The 25198-nt window shown below is 70.6% G+C and carries 20 protein-coding genes and 2 pseudogenes; 11 read left to right on the top strand and 11 right to left on the bottom strand.

The window, feature by feature from the left end; translation table 11 throughout:
• Positions 1–81: 81 nt before the first annotated feature.
• Complete coding sequence (locus HT134_RS38925; protein ID WP_175605507.1) at positions 82–375, top strand: DUF1330 domain-containing protein; 294 nt, start codon at positions 82–84, stop codon at positions 373–375.
• Positions 376–783: 408 nt separating this feature from the next.
• Here the strand turns inward: HT134_RS38925 and HT134_RS44990 are convergent.
• Both HT134_RS44990 and HT134_RS48215 read right to left on the bottom strand, forming a co-directional pair.
• Positions 784–1038 (bottom strand): annotated as a pseudogene (locus tag HT134_RS44990) (RNA polymerase sigma factor); the annotation flags it as partial.
• Entirely contained in the window at positions 924–1361 is a 438-nt protein-coding gene (locus HT134_RS48215; protein WP_217708874.1) for an RNA polymerase sigma factor, read from the bottom strand. The gene HT134_RS48215 and the pseudogene HT134_RS44990, both read right to left, overlap by 115 nt.
• Positions 1362–1990: 629 nt before the next feature.
• Here HT134_RS48215 and HT134_RS47355 point away from each other — a divergent pair.
• From HT134_RS47355 to HT134_RS38890, 6 genes are all read left to right on the top strand, one after another.
• A complete protein-coding gene (locus HT134_RS47355) occupies positions 1991–2113 on the top strand; it encodes a hypothetical protein (RefSeq protein WP_281387872.1) in 123 nt (40 codons plus the stop codon).
• 49 nt (positions 2114–2162) lie between these two features.
• Complete coding sequence (locus HT134_RS38910) at positions 2163–5891, top strand: discoidin domain-containing protein (protein WP_175605506.1); 3729 nt, start codon at positions 2163–2165, stop codon at positions 5889–5891.
• A gap of 211 nt (positions 5892–6102) precedes the next feature.
• Positions 6103–7284 carry a Gfo/Idh/MocA family protein gene (locus HT134_RS38905; protein WP_175605505.1) on the top strand — a complete coding sequence of 394 codons (1182 nt, stop codon included), beginning with the start codon at positions 6103–6105 and terminating at the stop codon, positions 7282–7284.
• On the top strand, positions 7281–8093 hold the full coding sequence (locus HT134_RS38900; RefSeq protein WP_175605504.1) for an SDR family NAD(P)-dependent oxidoreductase: 813 nt from the start codon (positions 7281–7283) through the stop codon (positions 8091–8093). Before HT134_RS38905 ends, HT134_RS38900 begins: the two co-directional genes overlap by 4 nt.
• Before the next feature lie 56 nt (positions 8094–8149).
• The gene (locus HT134_RS38895; protein ID WP_175605503.1) at positions 8150–9214 is read left to right on the top strand and encodes a glycosyltransferase family 4 protein; all 1065 of its coding nucleotides are present in this window, start codon (positions 8150–8152) and stop codon (positions 9212–9214) included.
• A complete protein-coding gene (locus HT134_RS38890; protein ID WP_175605502.1) occupies positions 9211–10182 on the top strand; it encodes a DMT family transporter in 972 nt (323 codons plus the stop codon). Before HT134_RS38895 ends, HT134_RS38890 begins: the two co-directional genes overlap by 4 nt.
• Positions 10183–10380: 198 nt before the next feature.
• Here HT134_RS38890 and HT134_RS38885 read toward each other — a convergent pair whose 3' ends face one another.
• The 5 genes from HT134_RS38885 to HT134_RS38865 all read right to left on the bottom strand — a co-directional run bounded on the left by HT134_RS38885 (position 10381) and on the right by HT134_RS38865 (position 16666).
• Positions 10381–10734, bottom strand: coding sequence for a hypothetical protein (locus HT134_RS38885; RefSeq protein WP_175605501.1), 354 nt, complete (start codon positions 10732–10734; stop codon positions 10381–10383).
• A gap of 118 nt (positions 10735–10852) precedes the next feature.
• Positions 10853–12361 carry a carboxylesterase/lipase family protein gene (locus HT134_RS38880; protein ID WP_175605500.1) on the bottom strand — a complete coding sequence of 503 codons (1509 nt, stop codon included), beginning with the start codon at positions 12359–12361 and terminating at the stop codon, positions 10853–10855.
• Between the two features lie 22 nt (positions 12362–12383).
• On the bottom strand, positions 12384–13289 hold the full coding sequence (locus tag HT134_RS38875; protein WP_446685771.1) for an MBL fold metallo-hydrolase: 906 nt from the start codon (positions 13287–13289) through the stop codon (positions 12384–12386).
• 168 nt (positions 13290–13457) lie between these two features.
• On the bottom strand, positions 13458–15602 hold the full coding sequence (locus tag HT134_RS38870) for an FUSC family protein (RefSeq protein WP_175605498.1): 2145 nt from the start codon (positions 15600–15602) through the stop codon (positions 13458–13460).
• A gap of 35 nt (positions 15603–15637) precedes the next feature.
• Complete coding sequence (locus HT134_RS38865) at positions 15638–16666, bottom strand: MBL fold metallo-hydrolase (protein ID WP_175605497.1); 1029 nt, start codon at positions 16664–16666, stop codon at positions 15638–15640.
• Between the two features lie 278 nt (positions 16667–16944).
• Between HT134_RS38865 and HT134_RS38860 the strand changes: the two genes are divergently transcribed.
• Positions 16945–19677: a helix-turn-helix transcriptional regulator gene (locus HT134_RS38860; RefSeq protein WP_312888753.1), complete on the top strand. Its 2733-nt coding sequence runs from the start codon at positions 16945–16947 to the stop codon at positions 19675–19677.
• Positions 19678–19698: 21 nt separating this feature from the next.
• On the opposite strand, the gene HT134_RS38855 is transcribed toward HT134_RS38860, so the two are convergent.
• From HT134_RS38855 to HT134_RS38845, 4 genes and pseudogenes are all read right to left on the bottom strand, one after another.
• Positions 19699–20175 (bottom strand): hypothetical protein, encoded by a 477-nt coding sequence (locus HT134_RS38855; protein WP_175605495.1) that lies wholly within the window; start codon positions 20173–20175, stop codon positions 19699–19701.
• Between the two features lie 81 nt (positions 20176–20256).
• The gene (locus tag HT134_RS38850) at positions 20257–20664 is read right to left on the bottom strand and encodes a hypothetical protein (protein WP_175605494.1); all 408 of its coding nucleotides are present in this window, start codon (positions 20662–20664) and stop codon (positions 20257–20259) included.
• A 37-nt stretch (positions 20665–20701) separates the two neighbouring features.
• Positions 20702–20809, bottom strand: a pseudogene (locus HT134_RS48210) (hypothetical protein); the annotation flags it as partial.
• A gap of 9 nt (positions 20810–20818) precedes the next feature.
• Positions 20819–21427: a TetR family transcriptional regulator gene (locus HT134_RS38845; protein ID WP_175605493.1), complete on the bottom strand. Its 609-nt coding sequence runs from the start codon at positions 21425–21427 to the stop codon at positions 20819–20821.
• A 95-nt stretch (positions 21428–21522) separates the two neighbouring features.
• On the opposite strand from HT134_RS38845, the gene HT134_RS38840 reads away from it, so the two are divergent.
• The 3 genes from HT134_RS38840 (at position 21523) to HT134_RS38830 (ending at position 25126) form a co-directional block, all read left to right on the top strand.
• On the top strand, positions 21523–22329 hold the full coding sequence (locus tag HT134_RS38840) for an SDR family NAD(P)-dependent oxidoreductase (protein ID WP_175605492.1): 807 nt from the start codon (positions 21523–21525) through the stop codon (positions 22327–22329).
• A 242-nt stretch (positions 22330–22571) separates the two neighbouring features.
• The gene (locus HT134_RS38835) at positions 22572–24479 is read left to right on the top strand and encodes a sensor histidine kinase (protein WP_175605491.1); all 1908 of its coding nucleotides are present in this window, start codon (positions 22572–22574) and stop codon (positions 24477–24479) included.
• Positions 24464–25126, top strand: coding sequence for a response regulator (locus HT134_RS38830; protein WP_446685769.1), 663 nt, complete (start codon positions 24464–24466; stop codon positions 25124–25126). The genes HT134_RS38835 and HT134_RS38830 overlap by 16 nt, the downstream gene beginning before the upstream one ends.
• The last annotated feature ends 72 nt before the right edge of the window (positions 25127–25198 follow it).

The following is a 25198-nucleotide window of genomic DNA, read 5'->3' as shown; positions in this document are numbered from 1 at the left end:
CCTAACCTGCGCATATGACGATTCACCGGACCGCGGTACCCGTCGAAGTCGGACGTGTCCGGCCGAACACAGGAGGTTTCCATGGCTAAGGGCTACTGGGTCAGTGTCTACCCCGCCATTTCCGACCCTGAGAGCCTGACTGCCTACAACAAGCTGGCCCGTCCGGCTGTCCAGGCTGGGGGCGGGCGCGTCCTGTCCCGTGGCGGTCGAGTCGTCGCCCACGAGGCCGGAATCACGCAACGCGTCGTTCTGATCGAGTTCGACAGCTTTGAACAGGCCGTCGCGGCGTACGAGAGCGAGGAATACCAGAAGGCGCTGGTCGCCCTCCCCGACGGCTTCGAGCGCGACTTCCGCATCGTCGAAGGCATCGACTGACCGAGGTGCAGTCGGATCTTCACTGTAGATCCACCGTCTTGGTTTTCGCTGGTGCGGCTGCTGGTGTGGCGGGGTTCGTGGGTGCTCGTGTTGCCGTTGCGCGTCGGGAGCTTGGCCACGACCTGGCAGCTTCGGGGCAGCCACACCAGCGGCACCGGCCCCCCTCCCGGCGCCGTGACCACGCGGCCGTACAGGTGGAGGCGGCTCCAGAAGAGAGCGGAAAGGCCGCGCAGGTCCTCGGGGGTGAGGCGGGCGCGCAGCTTGGGGTCGTCGCCGGTCAGGTCGCCGGCCTTGCCGTAGAAGAGGTCCTTGTTCGCCGAGTTCCGGTTCTCGACCACGTTCAGTCCCTCGTGGATCTCCTGCCATCTCCTGCCGGAGTGCCTCGTCGGCGAGGTAGCCGCAGATGAAGATGGTCCTGATGACGCGCCCGAGTTCTTCGATGGCCTGGCTCGCGCGCAGCGGTTCACGCAAGAGGCGTCGTATCCGGTACAACCGGGAGCGGACTGTGCCGACAGGGACGTCCAGGGCCGCTGCCACCTCCTGATAGCTCAGGTCCTCCCATGCGTAGAGGAACAGCGTCGTCTGGTCCGCCTCGGACAGGTCGCTGATCGCCTCCCGGATCCGACGCATCCGGCGGCGCGCGTCGACGGTGGACTCCACCGCGTCCTCGAAGGCGGGGGGGTGGACTCCGGCGGGAGGCTCCCGATCAGCGTCGCGTCGCGTCGTCGCGCGCGCTGATGCGCGTGAATCAGGTTGCCCGCTATCCCGTACAGCCACGGCAACGCGACCGGCTGATCGATGCGATACGTGGTGCGGCGCGCGAAAGCCAGGGTGAACACCTCACCGGCGAGGTCGTCCGCGGCGTCGGTTCCCAGGCGTCGCGCGAGGTAGCGATGGATGGTGCGGAAATGACGGTCGAAGATCTCGGCGAACGCCTCCGGCTCGCTCAGTGACCGCTCGATGATGCGGCCATCTTCGACGTTCATGGCTGTTCCAGGTGCAACAAGGTCACGCCTCGTCTTTGTCGTTCCCGGGCATCGCGGTTCACGACTGCGTGGCGACCGGTCGGATCCGTCGCACGGCTCAGCACATCACGCGGGGCAGCTCACGACCCGGGGAGATGCGCCTGGTCCGCGAGTTCGCCCGTGACGCCGAGACCGGTCACACCGGATCTGCACGGTGAAGGCGAGTTCGGCGGGGCCGGCGACTTCGCGGGGCGAGCACGGGCGGTGAAGGTGTCGGTCATTGCCTTCTGCGGCGCGGGCCGGTCGTCTCCCAGGACCTCCCCGCGAGAGAGATGACCTGTCCGCCGGCCTGATCGGTGAGGCGCACACGGCGCGGCCTGCTCGTGGCGCGGACCCGCCGAGAGCCTCATATTTATGATTCATGCTGAAAGGATGGGTCGATATTAGGAATCTATTGACGTCGAGAGGATGACGCAACACACTGAGAGTCGAATGAGATCAAGCCGCTGGCCTGAACAAATGCCAGCGGATCCTGTCCGTGCACCTGCCGACGGCGACGGGTGACCAGTTATAGATCTGATCTATGTGATCCGCTGTCCTTTCAGCAGATCCAAGTCGCATGCCGGTACGACGGCCCTCGGCTTCCAGCCATGCACCTGGTACGACCGCGTGGCCCCCGCTCGCTGATCTCGGTCGTTCCCCTCGTCATCGCCTTCATCGTGCTGCAGCGGCACTGGCGTTCGGGACTGTCGGCCGGAAGCCGCAAGGCCTGACAGCCTTGGGCAGAAGGGTTCTGGGACATTGAGAAAAGTCTTAGGTGTTGTGGCCGCCCTCGCGTCGCTGCTGTTCGGCGTCCTCACCGGGAGGGCGTACGCCCAGCAGGTGGCCGGGGACGCGCCGTTCATCGACTCGTGGCTGGTGTCGGGCCCGTTCGGCTCGCCGGTGGTCGAGAAGCTCTACGAATGTGAGACCGGCGAGCCGGTGAACGAGGCTCCCCGGGCGTCGGAGATGACAGCTTCGTCATCGACTCTCGCGGTGAATCCGGTCGCCTATCTGGTTGATGGCGACACCAGGAAGCAGTGGGTGACCGAGAACGACTCCACCCCGTGGGTGAACCTCAAGTGGAGCGAGCCCATCGCGCTCAACGAGGTGCGCATCGCGCAGTGGGGTGATTCGCGGCACGTGAACAAGTGGTACCACCTCACCTTCACCCTTGACGACGGCAGCAAGGTGGAGTCCGGTCAGGTCGACAGCGCCTCGAATCCCACGCTCTACACGGCACAACCGGGCCTGAAGAACGTTCGCGAGATGAGAGTGGAGATCGACAAGGGCCGCGAGCCGTACCCGCCGATCACGGGGATCGCCGAGATCGAGGTCTACAACAGGACGGAACCGGCCGAGGGGAAGTCGAAGATCACCCCGCAGGTCGGCGAGGCGTTGAGCTTCGGCGGCGAGAGCAGGAAGTGGGACTACTTCGACGACCGCGTCTACAACCGTAACTACGACGACTACCAGGATCTCTACGGGTACTACACGGTCAAGCGAGGCGTGGACACCAGGAACAAGTACGTCTACGCGCACACCTACGTCTACAGCCCGCAGGAGCAGCGGGCATCCTTCAACGTCGGCGCGAGCGGTTCGTACCGGCTCTTCGTCAACGACAGGTGCGTGACGGGCCCGAGCACGCCGGCGGAAGTGCAGAAGGATCTCACGAAGACCGCCGTCCAGCTCCACCGGGGCTGGAACAAGCTGATGGTCCAGATCAGGCATACGTACACCGAGGACGTGAACGCGAGCGGCGTGCCGGTGGCGCAGGACAAGAACGTGGCCTATCTCGGCTTCTACGGTCGGGTCGCCGACCAGGCGGGCAACCGGATAGCCGGCCTGGTCAACTCCGTCGCGGGGCCTTCGGACACCCTCACGATCGTGTCGCAGGGCCTGCCCGTGGGTTACCAGGAATGGCCCTACGTCTGGAACAAGTCCGTCAGCGGCAACCCCTACGGCGTCTCGGCCTCGGCCTTCCAGTTCATGGCAGCCGGAGGGACCCCGGGGTACACCTGGAAGGTGACCGCCGGGAAGCTGCCCGACGGCTTGGAGCTGAACCCCGACGGCACCATCGCGGACGGCCTGGTCAACGGAAAGGTCGACCTGAACAGCACCAAGGGCGTCATCGGCGGCGACGCGAAGCCCGGCGACCATCACTTCACCGTCCAGGTGACCGACGGCACGGGAAGCAGCGCTACGAAGGACTTCACCCTCACCGTGAAGGAGCGCCCGAACAAATGGTTTGAACAGGGGCGGGTCGGCGCTCTGACGCATGCCACCGCCGTCTACGGTTCCTTCGTCGATCCGAACTTCTCCGTGGAGCGATGGGCGGGGAGAGCCAAGAGCCAAGGCCACTCCCTGGTGTCCGTCGAGACCAACCAGCAGGCCTACTTCTGGCCCTCGAAGTTCTGCGACCCGAAGAGCGATCGGCACCTCTACTATCCGAAGGACGAGCACGGGAACGTCCTCGACGGCATCAAGAAGTTCGAACAGGCGGTGAAACGCCAGGGAATCAGGTTCGGCCTTTACTATGCGTCCCGGAACACTGACGTGACCGTCCAGGACATCGCCGACCTCATCCACCGCTATGACCCGAGTTATCTGTACTTCGACGGCCCTCAGGGGCACAAGTCGGACAACTTCGACGTCATCTACAGCAGCATCCGCAACTACTCTGACACGATCATCGTGAACTCGAACGCCTGGGGCGAGGAGTACGGCGACCCCGACCTGCGGACCGCGGAGGCGTCGGGAATCTACGCCAACGCGTCGCGCAACCACCTCCTCAAGCGGACGACCATGGAACCGTGGAAAATGATCCACACGAGGGACGAGCTGTCGCCGTACTACGGCAAGCGCGATGACTACCGGCAGGTGGCCAAGGAGATGGTCATGAACGCCGGCCGGGGATACGCGGACAACAACGATCAGTCGATCATCGACAGCCGCGGGCCCAACTGGCACACACCCCAGGAGATCGCCACGCGGTACCCGAAGGCCGCCCAGGAGTTCATCGACGTCAGAGAGAACCTGATCGGCTGGTTCGCCCCGGAGGGCGGCCCGGAAAGACACGAGTCCACCACCGGGACGACACCGTACTTCCTGTCCGGCCACGGCTATGAGGACGACGGACGAGGCAACTACGAGAAGTTCGCCTTCCCGAACGACGCGACCGGCCCGCAATGGGGTTACGCGACCGCCCGGGACAACGCCATCTATCTGCACATCATGAGAGGGCCGGACGGGAAGAAGGGCTTCGACGCGATCCCCGGCCGATCCCTCACCATCAGCCCGGTCGGCCATCGGGTGACGTCCGTGACCGGGCTGAACGCGAACGTTCCGATCACCTCGTTCAGCCAGCACGGAGACAGCCTGTCGATCAACCTGGCCGATGTGCGGGAGGACCCGGTCGACACGATCATCAAGATCGTGACCGATGATCCGGCGCGGACGTACAAGCTGACCGACGTCGTCACGGTCGCCGACCAGATCGCGCCCTCGATGCTGAAGGTCCGCGCCGAGGGATACATGACCTATCCCGCGCTGAAGGTGAAGCTCTCGGACCTCACCTACCGGAGCGCGAACCCCGCGGTGGCCGCGGTGCACGGCCCAGGGGTCGTGACCGCGAGGTCGAACGGCACCACGACCATCACGGTCTCCGGCCGGCACGAGGGCGTCACCGGACAGGGCACGCTGAGGGTCAGAGTCAGGGACGGCGTCGTCCACGCGGCCGACGACATGATCGATGCGTCGCTGCTCATCGCGGGAAAGGAAGCGTACGGCGAGTTCCCGCTGAACGACGGGCTGCGCTACACGCTGGAAGGCAGGTCGGCCAAGGGGGGACCGGTCGGACTGGGCGCGGCGCGGATCAGATGGCACGGCGGCATCGTCGACCTGAGCGGCGGCGACAAGGACAAGCCCATCGCCATCCACGAGGTGGACACGTTCTCCTTCGGCCGCAACAAGATCATCACGCCGGCCGTGGACAAGCCCACCAGAGGCGTCGTATGGGCGGATGTGACGCTGGACGGGAAGACCGTGACCACCAACAGGGTCTTCATGGACCTGCTGCCGTACCGCAACCTCGCGAGGACCGCGGAGATCACCTCGAGTCACCCGCAGGGCGGAGTGGCCAACCTCGTCGACGGCCGGACGATCGAGGGCGCTCGCTTCGATCAGTCGAAGTGGTCGGTGCCGGCGGGCGAGGCGGCGTGGATCCAGTTCAAGCTCCCGGCGAACTCTGATCTCTCCGGCATCGCGATCAGCTTCAACTCCCTCGATCAGAAGTATCTCAACATCCCCAAGACGATCAAGATCCAGATCAGCGAGGACGGCGCGTCATGGAACGACGCCGGCACGATCAACGGTCCCACCGGCACCGCCGACTTCGGGTTCCCCAACCGCTATCCGCTGAGCGCCAAGGCCCGGTACGTCAGGCTGGCGTTCAACGGTGACGCGAACGGCTCGATGATCGACCTGCTCGAGGTGGCCATCAACGGCCGATGACCACTGCTGGCGGATGCCCCTGAGGCACGAGGGCGTCGCTGGTCCGGCATGGCGACCGTGACGCCCTCCTCGTCCAGCACGTCCCGGCGCGCGACGGCAACGCGGGGCGGCGCCTGAGCGCGCCGTCCGCAATGCAGGTGCCGCCCGACCGCACAGTGTGGTGCGAGGAACACAGCTCGACGACTCAACGTGATGGAGAGCCCGACAGAGCATGGACGATCTCCGAATCGCCGCCATCGGCCTGGGGCTGAGGCGCAGCCTCGCCGTCGCCGCCCACCGCGAACCTGGGCGCGGATCGCGTATCACCGCCGTCTGCGATCTGGACGAGACCACCCTCCGCAAGGAGGCCGACTTCTTCGGCGCGAACGCCGCCGAGACCGACTACCGCCGCCTGCTGGACCGCGACGACATCGACGCGGTGCTGGTGGCGACCCCCGACCACACCCACGCCCGGGTGGCCGTCGACGCGCTGAGCGCCGGCAAGGCCGTCTACCTGGAGAAACCGATGGCGACGACGGTGGCCGACGCCGACGCCGTCTTACGCGCCGCCAGGACGTCCGGGTCCCGGCTGTACGTGGGGCACAACATGCGGCACATGGAAGTGGTGCGCCTGATGCGCCGGCTCGTGCGCGAGGGCCAGATCGGCATCCCGAAGACGGTGTGGATCCGGCACTTCGTGGGCCACGGCGGCGACTTCTTCTTCAAGGACTGGCACGCCGAGCGGTCCAAGGTCAACAGCCTGCTGCTGCAGAAGGCCTGCCACGACCTCGACGCCATGCACTGGATCGTCGGGGGCTCCACCGAGGCGGTGCAGGCGATGGGCGGGCTGACCGTCTACGGTGACCTTCCGCGGCGCGATGCGGGGGCGCCGAAGCCGGACGACTGTCTGAGCAGGGAGCAGTGGCCGCCGTCGAGGCAGCGCGGGCTCAACCCGGTGATCGACGTCGAGGATCTCGCGCTGCTCAACCTGCGGCTGGACAACGGGGTGCTGGCCGCGTACCAGCAGTGCCACTACACCCCTGACTACTGGCGCTCCTTCACGGTGATCGGCGACGCCGGGCGGCTGGAGAACTTCGGTGACGGGCCGGGCGGCACGATCCGGCTGTGGAACACCGGCCGGAGCGACTACGACCCGGCGGGGGACGCGGAGTTCCGCATCCCCGGCCCGGTCGAGGGGCATGGCGGGGCGGACGCGAAGGTGATCGAGGAGTTCGTTCGGTTCGTACGCGAGGGTGGGCCCACCGACACTTCACCGGTGGACGCGCGGACGGCGGTGGCCGCCGGTGACCTGGCCACCCGTTCGCTGCGGGACGGCGGGGCCCTCCTATGGGTGCCCGAATTGGACGAATCGCTGCGGGCCTACTTCGGCAACGGGCAGGTGGAGCCGGCATGAGCGGACGTCAAGACCGGTTCGACCTGAGCGGGAGGGTGGCGCTGGTGACCGGTGCGGCCGGGGGAGTCGGCCGGGTGACGGCGCGGCGGCTGGCGGCCTCGGGCGCGGCCGTGGCCGTCACCGACATCGACGAGTCCGGCGCTGTCGATCTCGCCGAGGAGATCATCGCCGACGGCGGCGAGGCGATCGGTCTGCGGCTGGACGTCACCCGCAGCGAGAGCGTGTCCACGGGGTTCGCGGCGGCCGCGCGACACCTGGGCGGCCCGGTGGACGTCCTGGTCAACAACGCCATCGTGGCCTGCCCGGTGCCACCCCGCTTTCACGAGGCTCCGCAGTCCCTCTGGGACACCGACCTCGACGTGATCGTCAAGGGCGCAGTGCGCTGCGCGCAGGCGGCGCTCCCCAGCATGATGGCCCGCGGCGACGGCGTGATCGTGAACGTCGTCTCGGTGAACGCCTTCGCCTTCTTCGGTCACCCCTCCTACAGCGCGGCCAAGGCGGCGATCGTCTCGCTGACCCGCTCGCTGGCCGTGGAGTACGGCGGGCACGGCGTCCGGGTGAACGCCGTCAGCCCCGGAACCATCCGCACCCCGGCGTGGGACGAGCAGGTCGCCAGGAACCCCGCCACTTTCGAGGCGCTCAAGCAGTGGTACCCGCTGGGACGGGTCGGGGAGCCGGAGGACGTGGCGACGTCGATCTGCTTCCTGGCCTCCGACAGCGCCGGCTGGATCACCGGTTCGGTCCTGACGGTCGACGGCGGGCTCACCGCGGGCAACGCCCTGATGGCCCGTTCCGTCGAAGGCAGCTGATCACCGAAGGACACCGACGCCAGCCCTAACGGCCCCCTCAGGAAAGGACGCAACACATGCGTGTCATGCATCTGGTGCAGTGCGGCCCCACGACCGGTGGAACGGTCAGCCACGTCGCCACCCAGGTGACCCACCAGATCGCCCGCGGACTGAAAGTCGGCGTGGTGGCCGGAAGCGACGGAGTCCTGACCGAGCACTGCCGCGGAGCGGGCGCCGACGTCTTCGTCGACCCGACCCTGTTGCCCGCGCCGGGGGAATCCGCCGACCCCGCCGTCCTCTTCGCGACGGGCGCCGCCTGGCGGCCCGATCTGATCCACGCCCACCTGATGCACGCCGGCTTCCGCGGCGCGGAGCTCTCGACGGCGATCGGGGCGCCGCTGCTGTACACGCAGCACATGTACCACCCGGTCGACCCGTTCCTCCAGGCCGCCCTGGCCACGGGCGCGGACTTCCCGGTCATCACCGTCGCCGAGTTCGCGCAGAGGGCCATCGGCAAGTTCCTCGGCGACGCGGGCCGCGTCCACCACGTGCCGAACGGCGTCGACGTCCCCGCCGCGTCGAGCTTCAGGCTGGAGCCGGGCTCGGGGCCGCAGGTGCTGTACTGCGGCCGGCTGTCGCCGGAGAAGGGCGCGGATGTCGCGATCCTCGCGTTCGAGCTCATGCTCGGCCAACTGCCGGGCGCGAAACTGCACCTCGTGGGGACGGGCCCCGACGAGACACTCCTCCGCAGGCTCGTCTCCGCTCTCGGGATCGCCGAGCACGCGCGCTTCTACGGCAGCGTGTCGGGCGCCCTGACCGCGGAGATCGGTGCGGACGTGCTCCTGGTGCCGTCACGGGGCGACGCGGCCAGCCTCGTCGTCCTGGAGGCGATGGCTTCGGGGATCCCGATCGTGGCGGCGGCGGTGGGCGGCATCCCCGAGCTGGTCCGGCACGAGATCGACGGCCTGCTGGTCGCTCCGGACGACCCGCCCGCCCTGGCGGGGGCCGCGCTGAGCGTCCTGACCGGGGAGGAACGTGGCGCGGGGATGGCGCGTCGCGCGCGCGACCGCCACCAGCGGCTGTACACGGCCGCGCGGATGGTGGAGGGCACCTGCGCCGTCTACGAGACCCTCGCGCGGTGAGCGGGCACGGGGGCAGGGGGAGGTTGATCTGGCAGTCCGCCGCGCTGGTCGTCCTGCTCGCCTCGACCTGGCTGATCGTGGAGGCGTCCCTGCGCGGCGCGAGCACCGCGATCGTGTCGGCCGGCCGTACCGCTTTCACCGTCCTGGGCCTGCTCGCGCTCACCTGGTGGCCGTCCGCCGGGGCAGCGCCGGCCGCGAGAGGCCGGAAGGGCGTGAGGTACCGGTGGTGGCAGATCGTGCTGCTCGCGTTGACGGGCGTGACCGCGTACACGGTGCTCTCGACCGTCGCGATCAGCCTCGCCGGGCCGGCGCTGCCCGCGCTGACCCTCTCCCTCACCCCGGCCGTGGTGCTGATCGCCGAGAGCGTCATGCTGCGCACATGGCCCGCGCCGCGCATCGTCGCCGGAACGGTCGTCGCGGTCGCCGGTGCCGCGCTGTACACGATCCCGCGGCTGGCGGGGACACTCGGCGACGACGTCGCCCTCGGCTCGCTGGTCGCGCTCGCCGCGATGTTGTCCATGGCCTTCTACGGCCTGTACTTCAGCAGGACGAACCGCGGCTACCAGGGGGCGATGGCGCCGCGCATCCTGCCGATCTTCGCGGTGGGGACGGTCCCGCTCGCCGCGTGGGCGGCGGCGGACGTCTCGGCGGGGGAGCGGGTCGGCTGGGCGGCGCTGGGCATGCTCGCCGTGCTCGGCATCGTGGTCTACGTGCCGGCCTATCTCCTGCAGCACCGCATCCTGCTGACCGGCGGGCCGTCCTACTCCGCGTTGCTCGGTCTCGCCGTCCCGCCGCTGGTGGGAGTCGGCTCGGCGCTGTCGCGGCTCGCCGGCGCGCCCGCGCCGATGCAGCTCGCCGGAATGGGGCTCACGCTGGCCGGGATGGCTCTCGTCATCCGCGGCAAGCTCGCGCGGGCGGGGGAGGTCAGGCCCGCCGGTGTCACGCTGTCGCGGTCCACCGACGCCTGATCCCCGACGCTGCCCGACCGGCTCGCGCAACGCCCCGGCCTCCGCCCTAGGGGTACCGGTAGTAATCGCGGAAAATCCAACGGATATGCCCCCGACCTGCTGTCACTCGCTCTTTGAGCAGGTCAGGCGGCCTTAGTGATCAGCGTGGACTCGTATCGGATGCGGGATTCTCGCGTCCGATGCCGAACCCGAGGGCTCTCACGGTGAGAGTTCTTCGGCCAGGGTGAACCCGGGGGCGAAGCGCGGGGACCGGAGGACGGCGCGGCTGGTTCCGGCTCGAACAGAGCGGGATAAATCCGGCGCCACCCGCACGCCGTCCAGCATCGCCAGCTCCAGCCCCGTCGCTTCCTTGAAGATGGGCGCTGTCGATGAAGGTCGCTTCAGCGGGCGTGCGTCGACCTGCGCACGCTGACCGAGGTCGGCCCGCACGGCTCGCCGGGTGCCGCCACCGCATCGACTGTGGATCTGGGCCACCGACCTGGAACAGGCCCGCAAGGACCTGCCCATCAGCTGACCCACGGTGCTTGGCGGGAAGTCGTCCACGCCGATCACCGGCTGCCGGTATCGCGGTGCGCGCGGACCTGCTCGTTGAGGACGCAGAACCGCGCATCGCGGTCTCCGCCGACGCGCTCATACCAGACCATCGGCTGGGAATCCGGGATGCCACGAGTCATTTCTCTGCAGGCCCTTGGTTCCAGGCCTGGCGTTCCTGGGGGCGGGGGTCGTCGATCTGGGTCCACTCGGTGTCGATGCGCATGGTCGCCCTGCGTTCGTTCTCGTACGGGTCCCAGCCGGGCTCGCCGGTCCTGGCGAACCGGATCCACGTCTCGTGCACGCGGGCGGCGAGGCCCACGGGCACCGGGCCGGGGCCGAGCAGGGCGTTGGGGCCGTTCAGCTCGGGCCGGTCCGCCAGGTCGAAGACGAAGGGCAGCTCGACCGCGTGGGTGGCGCCGAGCTGTCCGTCCAGGGCCGGGGAGCGCCAGGCGAACTCGTAGGCGTAGGTGGCGGAGCCGGGATGGGCGGCGTGCGCGCCGGCCAGGGCGCGGCTGCCCGCGCCGAACAGGGCGTCGGCCATGATGGCCGAGCGCAGTTCCGCGTGGGACGCCCCGGGACGCGAGGCCCGGTAGGTCCCGACGAGCCGCGCCGGATCCGGGTGCGAGCGCGCCGCCGCCTCGTGGACGTCGGCGGCGGTCGAGGTGGCGTAGGCGCCCACCGGCACCAGGTAGAGATTGCCCTCTTCGGCGTTGGTGCCGACGAGCAGGTCGACGTCGGCGCCCAGCCCGGCGGCGACGGACTCGGCCGGCTGCGTGTCCAGGACGAGGCTGAAGGGGCTGAGCCCGATCAACGGGTCGTGGCGGGTCTCGGTCCGCAGGTCGATGCCCGAGAGCCGGGAAGCGGCCTCGACCAGGCGTTCGTCGGGGATGCCTGCGAAGTCGCGGGCGTGGGGCCCGACGCCCAGCACCTCGGCCGCCGCCTTGGTGACGCGGGCGGCCTGCTCGGTGGTGAACGCGCCCAGGCCGCTGCCGCTCTGCACGATCGCACGGCGGAACAGGCCGGCGGCCTCGGGGGTGGCCAGAACGCCGCCGACGATGGTCGCCCCGGCCGACTGGCCGAAGAGGGTGACGTTGCCCGGGTCGCCACCGAAGGCGGCGATGTTCTCCCGCACCCAGCGCAGCGCGGCGACCACGTCGAGCAGGCCCCGGTTGGCGGGCGCCCCGGGCAGGTCGAGGAACCCGGCGATGCCGAGCCGGTAGTTGAGGGTCACCAGGACCACGCCGTCGCGGGCGAAGGCGGACCCGTCGTACATCGGGGACCGCGTCGAGCCGGCGACGAACCCGCCGCCATGGACGAACACCATGACCGGCAGCCCGGTACCGCCGGCGGCGGGGGTGAAGACGTTGACGGTGAGGTAGTCCTCCCCGCGGCTCCAACCGGCGCCGAAGTAGGGAGACATGTCCACGTTGCCGAGCTTGCGTTCGGACTGCGGCGCGTTGGGCCCCGGCGCCGTGGCGTCCCGTACGCCGTCCCACCGCTCGTGCGGCCGCGGCGGCGCGAAGCGGCCGGCGCCGCGGGGCGGGGCGGCGTAGGGGATGTCGCGGAAGGTGAGGGCGGCGCCCTGGCGCAGGCCGCGGACGGCTCCCTGTGCGGTGGTGGCGACGGGGTCGGGGTGGTGGTTCACGGTCGTGCCTTTCCGCAGGCGCTCAGGCCTGCTCGGTGTACGGGGCGAAGGGCGCCCAGCCCTTGATGGCGAACTTGTCCGCCTCCCTGACCACTTCGGCGGCGCCGTGGCCGCCCAGGTGCGCGGGGATGACCAGGGCGTTGTTGTCGACCGCCCAACCCAGGAGCTTGCGCCGGGTTGCGCGGGCCCCGGCGGGGTCCTCGCAGAAGCAGCTGTTGGAGTCGGGCTCGTGGATCTGGACCGGGCTGTGCAGCAGGTCGCCGACGAACAGCGCCCGGTCCGCCCCGGACTCCAGTGTCAGCACCGACGAGCCCGGCGTGTGGCCGGGGGCGAGGTCGAGGCGCAGGTTGCCGTCGATGCGGTGGCCGTCCTCCCAGAGCAGGGTCTGGCCGGCCTCGTGAACGGGGGCGACGCTGTCCTCGAAGACGTTCTGGTTGCCGCGGCCCAGCCGGGGCTTGTGCTCGTTGGCGGGGTTCCAGAAGTCGAAGTCCGCCCTGGGCATGAGGTAGGTGGCGTTGGGGAACGTCGGCACCCAGGTCCGGCCGTCGAGGTAGGTGTTCCAGCCGACGTGGTCGATGTGCAGGTGCGTGTTGATGACGAGGTCGACGTCCTCGGGACGGACTCCGGCGCGGGCGAGGTTGTCCAGGAAGTCGGTGTTCAGCCGGTTCCACACGGGCGCGTACGGGCGCTCCTTGTGGTTGCCGACGCCGGTGTCGACCAGGATGGTCCTGCCCTCGCTGCGCAGGACCCAGGTCTGGATCGCCGAGTTGACGATCCGGGTCTCGGCGTTCAGGAAGTCCGGCACCAGCCAGGAACGGTGGTCCTGCCACGCGCGCTCCGGGCTGTCGGGGAAGAACGTCTCGGGTGTCATGTCGACGGGGCCGAAGTACTCCCGGACCCGGGTCAGCGTGACGTCGCCCAGGGTGATGGTGTCCATGGTTGTCTCCAGTTCGATGGATTTCGCGGCTCGGGCCGCAACGCGGAGGAGCGGTCGCTCATGACGGATGAGGGGTGCCGTTCGCCTGCGGGGCGGTCCGCCTGACCGCTGGCCCGAACAGGGCCGTCCGGTACGCGTCCGTCTCCATGACGGCCCTGCTCACCCATGGTGCGACGGCTGGCAGGTGCCGCGGTATGCGTCACGTGACTGCACCTGCGCGGCAGCCGGTTGGGGCGGGTCGAGGGCTCGGGTGAGCGTCGCCAGCGTCAGGTCGAGACGGTGGAGGTGGACCAGCAGACGCCGCCGCGGCGACACGCGCCCGCGACGCATCCGCCGTTCGCCGGAGAGCAGGGACAGCGCTCCGGCCACCTCGGGACGTGCCGGAAGGCAGGCGGCGCCCGGCCGGCGGCCCGTGAGCCGGATCAGGTGCGTCACCCTCTCCTGCGCGCGGCCGGCCGCCGCGGTGACCCGGGTGGCGTACGCGGCGTCGCCGCCCGGCGGCAGTCGCCCGGCCACGGCGGCCAGGCTCCGTGCGTGGTAGGCGGCGGCGTCCAGCACCTCCAGCAGGTGGCGGGCGCGATCACGGCGGCCGCGCCGGGGATTGAGCGGGTGGACGACCGGCAGGCAGGCCCTGCGGAAGGACTCCACTGCCCGGTCGAAGTCATGGGCCGCGCGGATCAGGCTCGTCGTGCCGCCGGTGCCCGGGCCCGGCGTCGTCGCGTCCAGCAGGCGCCGCAGGATCAGCAGGACGTGGGCCAGCTCCTCCTCGCGGGCGCGGCGGACCGTGAGGGGCGCCACGACCACGGCGGCGAGGACGCCGCAGGAGACTCCCAGCGCGGTCTGCTGAACGCGCACGAGGAGCACGTCCGCAGAGAACGTGTCCAGCAGCGCGAGCAGCATGCTGAGCATGCCGGTGATGAAGAACGTGACCGCCCAGTAGGCGTCCGCCGGTGTGTAGAACATCCCGAACATGCACGCCAGCAGCAGCACCAGGAGCAGCGGGCCGTACGGTGCGGCCAGGGTGGCCAGGCCGTAGCCGAACGCCGCGCCGAGCACGGTGCCCGCCAGCCGGCGCACGCTCTGCAGCAGCACCTCGCCGGTGCTCTCGGTGTTGACGAACACCACCCACGTGGCCATGACGGCCCAGTACCAGTGCTCCGGGGACACCAGGTGGCCGCCGAGGATGGACAGCGCGCAGGCGGTGGTCACCTGCAGGGCCTGCCGGGTCGTTCCCCGTCCGCGCTCTTGGAAGCCCGCCTTGCGACACCGGCAGGCGCAGGATGCCCCGGTCGGCGGGATGGCGGTGCCCCGGAGCAGAGCGGCCAGTTCGTCGAGCCCCTGGAGACAGTCCCGCAACGAGGCGGACGCGGCCGGCGGAATCTCACGTTCCCGCGTTCGCCGGCCGGAGGTGGGAGGCGTGCCGGAGGCGAGCTGGTGGCGCAGGATCGTGATCCGTGCCGCGAGCCGGTGCCGCCCGTCCGCCTCGGCGAGATCGCCTGCGGCGACCGGTGTGCGGGCGGCGCGGAACACGAGGACGGCCAGCCGCTGGGCGGCCACCTCCACGCGGGCGAGGTACCCCAGAAGCGGGCCGTCGGCTGCCCCATCGACCGCGCGTTCACCGAGAAAGTCCCCGATCAGGAGCACGGCCGCGTGAAGCCTGTCCAGGCGGCGCTGCATCGACGGGCGAAGTGCGCCGGCGTCCGGTCCGGCGGTGAGCACGGCGGCCGTGTCCCGCAGGACGTCACGCAGCCGCCCGTCGAAGCTACGCCGCAACCGGGCCAGGACGCGGGACGACGTCATGTGCCCCAGGCAGTGGCCAACGGCCACGACGGCGCAGAACGCGACGAGCACCGCCGCGCCGAGCTGCGGCACCTGAACCGCTCGTGCCCCGGTGAACTGCGCCAGGAAGAAGGCCATGAAGGCGAACACGCCCGCCCCCTGCCCTCTGGGGCCGTACCGGCGGACGTGGACGGCGACGTGGATCAGCAGCAGGAACACCGATCCCGCCACGACCGGGTACGGCCTCAGCACGGCTCCCCCGGCCAGGGCCGCGAGGGACAGCGGAGCCCCGAGCGCCAGCGTGATGAGCTGGTTGCGCGGGTGCAGCTCGCTGACGGCCAGCGAGGTCACCATCGCGGTGAACCCGCCAGCCAGCAACGACGTGTCGGGCTGTCCCAGGGCCGCCAGCACGGTCAGGGACACGGCGGCGCCGAGGACGGCGCGCATCGCGGAGACCAGCCGCATCAGCCCGGGATCGGCGGCGGCGAGGCGCTCCCACAGCGACGCCGTCTTTCTGAGCGGCATGACGATCCTTCCGTGAGCTGCAGAGCCGCCGGGGGTCAGCCGCGGCTGAAACCCGCCCATTTTTTGATCTTGAAGTGGCTGCCGCTGCGCTCCACCTCGGCGGCGCCGTGGCCGGGAAGGTGCGCGGGCAGGATGAGCGCCTTGTGGTCGGCGGCCCACTCCAGTTCGCGGCGCCGGGTGGCGAGCGCCTGCTTCTCGTCCTCCTCGAAGCAGCTGTTGAACTCGGGGTGTTCGAGCTGCAGCGGGGTGTGCAGCAGGTCGCCGATGAACACCGCCCTGTCACGGCCGGACTCCAGCCGCAGCACGCAGGAGCCGGGAGTGTGCCCGGCGGCGAGGTTCAGCTTCAGGCCCGGGCCGAGGGTGTGGGAGTCCTCCCACAGCTGCACCAGGCCGGCCTGGTGCACCGGCAGCACACTGTCCTCCCAGACGTTCTGATTGCCCTGCCTGTACTTCGGCCGCACCGGGCCGGCGGGGTTCCAGAAGTCGAATTCGACCTTCGGGATCAGGTAGGTGGCGTTGGGGAAGGTCGGCACCCAGTCACGGCCTTCGCGCCGGGTGTTCCAGCCGACGTGGTCGTTGTGCAGGTGGGTGTTGACGACGACGTCGACGTCCTGCGGCCGGACGCCCGCGCGGGACAGCCGGCGCAGGAAGTTCGTGTCCATGTACTGCCACTGCCTGGCGTACGGGCGGAACTTGTCGTTCCCGGCGCCGGTGTCGACCAGGATCGTCCTGCCCTCGCTGCGCAGTACCCAGGTCTGCAGGGCGGAGTGGACCATGTCGGTGCCCGGCTTCCAGAAGTCCGGGCTCAGCCAGTCCTCGTTCTCCTCCCACAGCTCCTTCGGACTGCCGGGGAAGAACTCGCGCGACGTCAGCCCGACGGGCCCGCTGAACTCCATGACGCGGGTGACGGTGACCTTGCCCAGCCGGATCGTCTCGACCTTCGTGGCCGCCGCGGCGGCCGGGCGGGCCGGCGCGCCGCCCAGCAGCCCGGCGGCGCCGAGGCCCGCCGCGGCTGCGACGAACCCGCGCCGGGTCAGGGAAGGTGAAGGATTTACGCTGCTCATTTCCGCACTCCGATGGAATCATTCATCGCGTCCCGCCCTCATCCGCACCCACGCAGGGTCAGGTCAGGCCGCTTTCCGGATACCGACCATCGTGCTCAGGGCAGGCGCCGGCCGGTATCAGTCACCCGACTGCACTACAGACCTCGGCCGGCCGGAATAGTCCGGGGCGTCGCACACGTTGAGAACACGCGTTATCCGAGCGAATGGCAATTCATGGAGAATCCGTGGAAAAAGGTGGAACGGCGCAAGGATCGGCACGCGAACACGACGTGTCGGTGGTGGGCCGGGAAACCGAAACCGCGGAAATCCTGCGGCGCATCGCCGCCGGCCGGTCCCACGGCGAGGTGCTGATCCTCACGGGCGAGCCCGGTGCCGGCAAGAGCGTGCTGCTCGGCTTCGCGGCCGGCCGCGTGCGGGGCGAGGGCGGGCGGGTGCTGCGGGCGCTCGGCAGCGAGTCCGAGGCGCACCTGGCGTTCGCGGGCCTGCATCAGCTGCTCCGTCCCGTGCTCGCCGAGCTGGACGGCCTGCCGCCGCGGCAGCGCGCGGCGCTCGGGACCGTCCTGGGGCTGGAGGAGGGCACCGAGGCCCCCGACGGCATGCTCGTCGGCCAGGCCGTTCTCACCCTGGTGTCGGACCTGGCGGAGCCGGCGCCGCTGCTCGTGGTGGTCGACGACGCCCAGTGGATCGACCGCGCGTCGCTGGACGTTCTGTCCTTCGTGGCCCGGCGGATGGACAGCGAACCCGTCACGCTGCTGGTGGGCGTGCGCGCCGCGGCCGCGCTGCCCGGGCTCGACAAGGGCTACCGGCGCCTGGAGCTCGGCCCGCTGAGCGGTGAGGCGGCGAACCGGCTGCTCGACCGGCAGCCGGTTCCGCCCACCGGCCGGGCCCGGGTGCGGATCCTGCAGGAGGCGGCCGGCAATCCACTGGCCCTGGTCGAACTCGCCCGCGCCGGCGCGAGCTTGCACCCCGGCGGCAGCGGCGTGGAGGGCCCGCTGCCCGTCACCGACCGGCTGGAGCGGATCTTCGCCGGGCAGGCGGCGCTTCTGCCGGAGGCGACCCGCCGCGCCCTGCTGCTGCTCGCCGCCGCCGACGGGGCCGACGCGCCGACGGCCTCCCGCGGGCTCCCCGAGGCGGGCGACCGGGCGTGGGCGCCCGCGGAGCGGGCCGATCTCGTACGCCAGGACGGCCCCCGGATCTCCTTCCGTCACCCGCTCATCCGCTCGGCCGTCTACCACGCCGCCTCCTTCGAGGAGCGCAGGCAGGCGCATCTGGCCCTGGCGAAGCTGAGCGAGGAGCCCGACCGCCGGGCCTGGCACCTCGCCGCCGCGACCACGCGTCCCGACGAGGAGGTGTCGGCCGCCCTGCGACGGACGGCCGACCGGGCGCGGCGCCGGGGCGGCCACGCGGCCGCCGCCGCCGCTCTGCAGCGCGCCGCGGAGCTGAGTCCGCGCCGCTCGGACCAGGCGCGGCTGCTGACCGAGGCCGCCGCCATGGCCGTGTTCACCGGCCAGCTCGGCTGGGTGGAACGCCTGGCCGCCGAGGTCCGCGAGCACAGCGACGACCCGGCGCTGATCAGCAGGGCCGCGCTGGCCACCGGGCAGCTCATGGCCCTGCGCCGGCCCCACGCGGCGGCCTTCGCCCTGCTGACCCGCATCGCCGAACAGGCGGCGGCCACCGGCTCGCCCCACGCGCTCGACGCGCTCGCCGCGGCCGCGGTGGTCCGCTACTACTCGGGCGAGGAGTCCCAGCGGCACCGGATCGCGAACCTGCTCTCCGCCCTGCCCGGCTCCCCAGGCAGTGGCGCCCTGCACGCCTGGGTGCGGGCCGTGTGCGACCCGGGCGGCGCGGGCGCCGCGCTCGCCCCGGCGCTGCCCGCACTCATCGCCGGCGCCAAGGACGACCCCGGCAGCCTGACCGCGCTCGCCATCGTGGCCTGGGTCCTGGACGAGACCGCGCTGGCCGCCAGGACCTTCGACGAGGCGTACGAGCGGTGGCAGGCCTACGGCTCGCTGCCGGACGGGCTGGGCAGCGCGGTCGGCTGGACCTACCTGGAGCAGGGCCGGTGGGCCGAGGCCCGGTCGGTGGCCGCCGAGATCTCGGCGACGGCCTCGGTGGCCGGGCTGGGCCACGCCGAGGCGTGCGCGCACGTGCTCGACGCGACGGCGCTCGCGCTGCTCGGCGAGGCGGACGAGGCGCGGGGCCGCGCCGAGCGAGCGCTGGTCCTCGTCGACCCGCTGGAGAGCCGCTCCGTCGCCGTCTTCGCCCGCCGGGCCCTGGGCCTGGCCGCCGTGGCCGAGGGCGACTACGACACCGCGTACGCGCAGTTCCGCTCCGCCTTCACCGACGACGGCGACCCGGTTCACTACCACGTCTCCTATACCGTCCTGGGCGAACTCGCCGCGGCGGCCGTGCGCCGGGGGCGGCGGGCGGACGCCGCCGAACTGCTGGAGCGGTCGGCGCGGCGGCTCGGGCCGAACAGGTCGGCGCGGATCGCCGCGCTGCTCGACCGGGGCCGCGCCCTGCTCGCCGAACCCGACCACGCCGAACCCTGCTTCCGGGCGGCGCTGGCGGGCGACACGGGCGAGCAATGGCCGTTCGAGCGGGCCCAGACCCGGCTGGAGTACGGCGAGTGGCTCAGGAGGCGACGGCGCATCGCCGAGGCCCGCCCGCTGCTGACCGCCGCACTCGACACCTTCCGGCGGCTCGGCGCGCGCCCGTGGACCGAGCGGGCGAAGGCGGAGCTGCGAGCGGCCGGCATCGAGGCCGCCGGCGGCGTCGTGCCCAGTGCTTTCACCGAGCTCAGTCCCCAGCAGCAGCAGATCGTCCGGCTCGCGGCGCGCGGCCTGACCAACCGTGAGATCGGCGAAAGGCTCTACCTCTCGCCGCGCACGGTCGGCTCCCATCTCTACCGGGTGTTCCCCAAACTGGGCGTCACCGCCCGGTCGCAGCTGCGCGACGTGGTCGAAGGCACCCTGCCGGCTGACAGGCGCCACGACCAGGTGCCGGCCTGAGGCCTCCCACTCGGGTCCGCGTCACCCGGGGCCGGCGTCGAGGTGGCCGCTTCCGGTCGCGTTATTGGCGGGAGAGTGCGCGAGTGAGGCCTGCAGGATGGTCGTTGCGAGGATCCACCCCGCAGTGATCAGCGCCGCGGCGAGCCACTGTTGTGCGCCGCGCGGGCCCTGATGATCGGGAGGAGCAGGTCCAGGGTGTAGAGGAAGGCGTTGAAGGAGGGAGCCTCGCCCGGCTTGGAAGGCCAGTGGCTGGTGGGCGGTGAAAACGACCGTGCCGACAAGGAGAAGGGCTGCGAGCCAGAGCGCGCGCGGCCCAGACCGGCGGCGACGCTGTTTGGCCAGCAGCACGTCCCGAGCAGCCTCATCGTGGCCCTGCCGGCGGTAGACGGCGGCCAACTGCTCATGGGGTTGAGGTTGGTAGGCCTCCCCGGCCAGCCAGTCGAGTCGCTCCTGGACAGGCGGGGGAGCCTCCAGGCTGTCATAGGTGAAGCCGTTCATCAGGACGTGAGCAGGCCACCGGGTGGGAGCGTCATCGAGCACGCCGACCCGACTGTGGCGGAGGTCGACGGCCCGCAGCAGTTACGTCCGGGGCCCGATCTTCAGCGAAGCCGCTTCCACACCACGAAGGTGAAGGTCACCGTCGAGGTTGACCGATCCGCGGACCTGGGTGGAGTCCAGAAAGACCTCTCCGTTCGCCACAAAACCCGGTGTGATCCGCAGTCCGCTGCCGATCTCCATCAGCCAGGCGTTCAGCGCGCCTCTTCCCGGATTGGCGAGGCTCGCCTGCGCGAAACGGAGCGAGCCGGCCACGCGGGCTCCGCGCAGAAGGACTTCACCTTCGGCCGAGAAGCCGTCATCGAGGCGCAGCCCGCCCTCGACACCGAGCCTCTCCGCGTTCAGGGCGATGCCGTCCGGATGGGACAGCCGGGCTCCGCTGAAGACGCACCGGCGCCCTATCCGGCGTCCTTCTCTGCTGTTGTTCCGCATGGGCGGCCGTCAGGGTCTTGTGGACGACGCCGACGGAGACCTTGACGCCGGCGGCGATGGTGCGGATGGATTCGCCGCGCTGGAGGCGGGCGAGGAACGATGAGCCGTTTTGCTGCCGCGACTGCCACAGTTGGAGAGCGCCCACATGCTTGCTTCAGGTGTCTGCCGCGCTTCCGCGCACTGCCGCGACCGCCATGAGGACCAGGTCTTCCAGCGACTGACTGCCATCGCTCCTGGTCCAGGCCTCGCCCGCGACGTCAAGGCAGGTGAGGACGCAGGCGACGATCGCGTCGGCGCGCAGGTCGTGCTCGTCGTCCGGCGCGACGCCGAGGCGGCGGCGGATCTCCGGGGTGAGCAGAGCCTGCCATTGGAGGTGTTTCTCGAGGCTGCGGGCCCGCAGGGACGGGGTCCCGTAGAGCATCTTCGAGATCTGCAACGTGGTCGCGTCGTCCTGGCCGGGCCGAGGCGTGTGGCGCAGCGCGTTGAGAAGGGCGGTCCAGGCGTCCTCGGTGGCGGGCCTGGCTTCCAGCTCCTTGCGGATCAGCTCGCCCCGGGCGGCGAGGTCGCCGAGCACGATGTCCTCCTTGGTGCCGAAGTAGCGGAAGAAGGAGCGCCGGGAGATGCCGGCCGCCGCGGCGATGTCGTCGATCGTGGTCGCCTCGAAACCGCGCTCCAAGAACAGGCTCATCGCGGTTCGGGCGACCTCCGCGTGGACGGCCTGGCGGGTGCGGGCCCAGAGCTTCTGATCAGGGGTCGTCGGCATGCCTGCATCATAGCACCCCAGTGACTCTTTGACACTCAGTGCCAGAGAGGCTTACGGTGGCACCCGTTGTCCCGAACCGAACCCCTGGAGGAGCCATGACCCCCGTGGACTACCACGGCCAGACCACCCTCATCACCGGCGCCAGCGCAGGTATCGGCGCCGAGTTCGCCCGGCAGCTTGCCGCACGCGGTTCCGACGTCGTGCTCGTCGCCCGGCGGCTGGACCGGCTCGAACACCTCGCGGACGAGCTCGCGACCACGTACCGGATCACCGCCACCCCGATCGCCATGGACCTGGCCACTCCCGGTGTCGCCGCGGCGCTCGACACCGCACTCACCCGGCGCGGCCTCACCGTCACCGGCCTGATCAACAACGCCGGCTTCGCCACCAACGCGCCGTTCCACCAAGAGGACCCGCAGCGGCTGGAGGCGGAGATCGCCGTCAACGTCACCACTCTCGTCGCCCTCAGCCGCGTCTTCATCGAACGGCTGCGCGCCCACGGGGGCGGCGTGCTCGTCAACGTCGCGAGCATGGCGGCCTACCAGGCCACCCCCACCATGGCCGTCTACGGCGCGACCAAGGCGTTCGTGCTCAGCTTCACCGAGGCGCTCTGGTACGAATCACGCGGCACCGGGCTGCGCGTGATGGCGCTGTCGCCAGGTGCCACCGAGACCGAGTTCTTCGACGTCGCCGGTGCCCAGGCCGACGGCGGCACCAGCCGGATGCGCCCCGACGAGGTCGTCACGATCGCCCTGAAGGCCCTCGACCGGCGCACCCCGCCCCCCAGCGTGATCACGGGCACGAGGAACCGGCTGATGGCGCAAGCGGGACGACTGGTCAGCCGACGGCGGATGGCCATGACGATCGGCTCGATGATGGACCAGGCGGGAACGGGGCACTGACCTCTGCTTCCCGATCACATGTTCGGGGCGACGTAGTCTCCGCGGCTCGCGCGCGTGAGCGGAGCGGCAAAGGCCCCAGTGGTGGCCGACCATGACCGATTGCTGGGGTCATGCTGAGCTGAGCTGCCTCCTGCCGTCGGCGCTGCGAGGAGCCCGTGGGGTAGCCGCCGATGCCGCCGAGCGCCCATGTTCCGGTGCCGAGGTGATCGAGGAGCGCAAGCACGCCATGGCATGATCGGGTGGTGGGCGTCGTGTCGTGGACCCTCCTCGTCGGAGCCATGATTCTGTACGGCATCGCCGTTCGACGCACCGCGGGAGCCGCGGCCGTAGCGGCGGGCGTGATCGTTGTGGCGGTGGCGGGCGAGGCCGCGATGGCCGGAGGGTCGCTGCGGTCCGTGGGCGGACTGGCGCTGCTGTCAGGTGGTCTGGTGGCGATCACCTGGGCGTTCGGCCGGTCACGCAGACGGAGCCGCGTGAGGCGAGACGCGCGGGTCGCGTACCGCGCGGCGCGCTCGGCGGCGTGGTCGGCGGCGGCGGATGCCGAGCGGCTCAGGTTGGCCGCCGAAGTGCACGACACGGCCGCTCACCGCCTCACGAGCATCGCGGTGAGTGCTGCTTCAGCCTTGCACTTGACCGATCGAAGGCTCCAGGAAGACGCCCTGAGCCACGCCGGACAGGAGGGCCGGTTGGCCGCTGCCGAACTGGCCGTCGTGGAGAACGCCGTGTCCGATCTCGCGACGATCGACGGGCTGATCGGCTCGTGGCCGGAGCTGAGCCTCACCTATCGCAGGACTGTTGACCATGTGTCGCCGCAGGTCGCGGCCGCTGCCTACCGGGTGGTCCGTGAGGCGTTGACCAACGCGGCCCGCTACGCGAGCGGGGCACAGGTGTGGGTCGGCGTGAGGCACGATTCCGGAAGCCTGACAGTGGTGATCAGGGACAGCGGCGGCGAGGCACGGCATGACGACCTCGGTTCTGGGCTTGGGCTGACGGGGCTGGTCACGACAGTGGCGAGCTGCGGTGGTACCTTCACGGCGGGCCCTGACGGCTCCGGCTGGACGGTGTGCGCGCGTTTTCCGGTTCGAGCCGAGGTCCCGTCGGTGCGGGCCGAGTGGTGGCGCGGCCCGCGTGCGTGGGACGCCGCGCTGGTCGGGCTCGCCTTCGCGCTGTCGATGGGGGCGGCCCTGCTGCCGGGTGGCTCCACGATGGTCTCCACGGAGCAGTTGACCGTGCTGGTACCGATGTTCATGATGCATGCCATACCGCTGTGGTGGCGTACGCGATCGCCTCTGTGGAGCCTCGCGGCGATGGTGTCGGTCCACCCGATCGCATGGGCGGTGTGGGTAGCCGGATGGTCTTCGATTCCCGCGGGCGACCTTTTCCTGTGGGGCTTCTGGGTGGAGCTGGCGCAGGTGTACGCCTTCGGCGTCTGTCGCGATCGGGTCGGGGGTCTGCTCGCGGTCCTGCTCGTCGCTGCGGCGGGCGGCCTGGCGCTGGCCATGGGGCCGGGCATCAGCGGTGACCGCGCTGCCGTCTGGGCAGTGCTCGCCCTGAGCGTGGCCGTTCTGGCGGTGCCGGCCTGGGCGATGGGCGCGATGGTGGCTCGGATGAGAGCACGGCGTCGCGAGGCGGACGGCGCGGCCGGCGACCTGTACAGGCAGGGGCTGTCGGCTGTCGCGCGGGCGGAGCGCGAGCGGATCGCGGCGGGACTGCGTCGTACGGCCTCTCGACATGCGGAAGCAGTCGTGGTGGCGGCCGAGGAAGGCCGGCTCAGCACGGTGCTCGACGAGGCCCGCGCCGGGCTCGGCGCGGTGAGGGGACTGCTGGAGGAGTTGCGCCGGCCTCTGGGCGCCGACGATCCGCCGCCGACGCTCGCCGGGTTGGCGGTCCTGGCCGCGCGGCGGATGGTGGCGGTGCATCAGATCGGTGATCCGCGCGGCCTGGTTCCCGAGTTGGAGGTGGGTGTGTTCCGAGTCGCACAGGAGTGCTCCGGAAGGACGGTCACCGTGTCCTTTCGGCATGACGGTGTGCTCGTCGGAGGCGCGACGAGCCGGGATGCGCGGAGACGACTGCACGTCCTGGCCGACGCGTATGGTGGCGCACTGACTGTGGGGACGGGCGGGACCGTACGGGTGTGGCTGCCCAGATGATCAGAGTGATGGTGGCCGACGACCAGGCGGTGGTCAGGGCCGGAATCAGCGCCGTGCTGGCCGCCGAGCCTGATCTCGACGTGGTGGCGCAGGCCGCGGACGGCCACTCCGCCGTCGCCATGGTCGCGTCGCTGCGGCCGGACGTCGTGCTCATGGACGTCCGGATGCCGGTGCTCGACGGGCTGGCCGCCACCGCGTCCATCACCGCCAGCACGTCCGACACCAGGATCATCGTCCTGACGGCCTTCGGCCTTGACGAGTACGTGTTCGGAGCGTTGCGCGCGGGAGCGTCCGGCTTCCTGCTCAAGGATGCCGAGCCGACGCGTGTCATCGACGCGGTGCGGGTCATCGCGCGAGGCGATGCGCTGGTGGACCCGGCGATCACGCGGCGGCTGCTCGACCGCCTCGCCGCGTCTTCCCCCGCGCCGGTGATCGCGCCGGGCAGGTTCACTCCACGCGAGAGCCAGGTACTCGAACATGTGGCTCGAGGGCTGTCCAACGCCGAGATCGGCCATGCTCTCCGGATCAGCCCGGCCACGGTCAAGGACCATGTCTCGGTGATCCTGGCCAAACTGGGCGTGCGCGACCGGCTGCACGCCACCATCTACGCCTACGAGTCGGGCCTGATCCGTCCCGGGAACCACTGACACCCCGCCGCGCAGGGGAGGTCCATATCGGTCCTGGGCAGGAGGGAAAACCCGCCGGCCGTTCATAGCGTT

This window comes from Nonomuraea rhodomycinica (assembly GCF_013363995.1).
GTDB lineage: Bacteria > Actinomycetota > Actinomycetes > Streptosporangiales > Streptosporangiaceae > Nonomuraea > Nonomuraea rhodomycinica.
The sequence above is the reverse complement of the archived record's forward strand: the minus strand, read 5'-3'. Positions and strand labels throughout refer to the sequence as shown.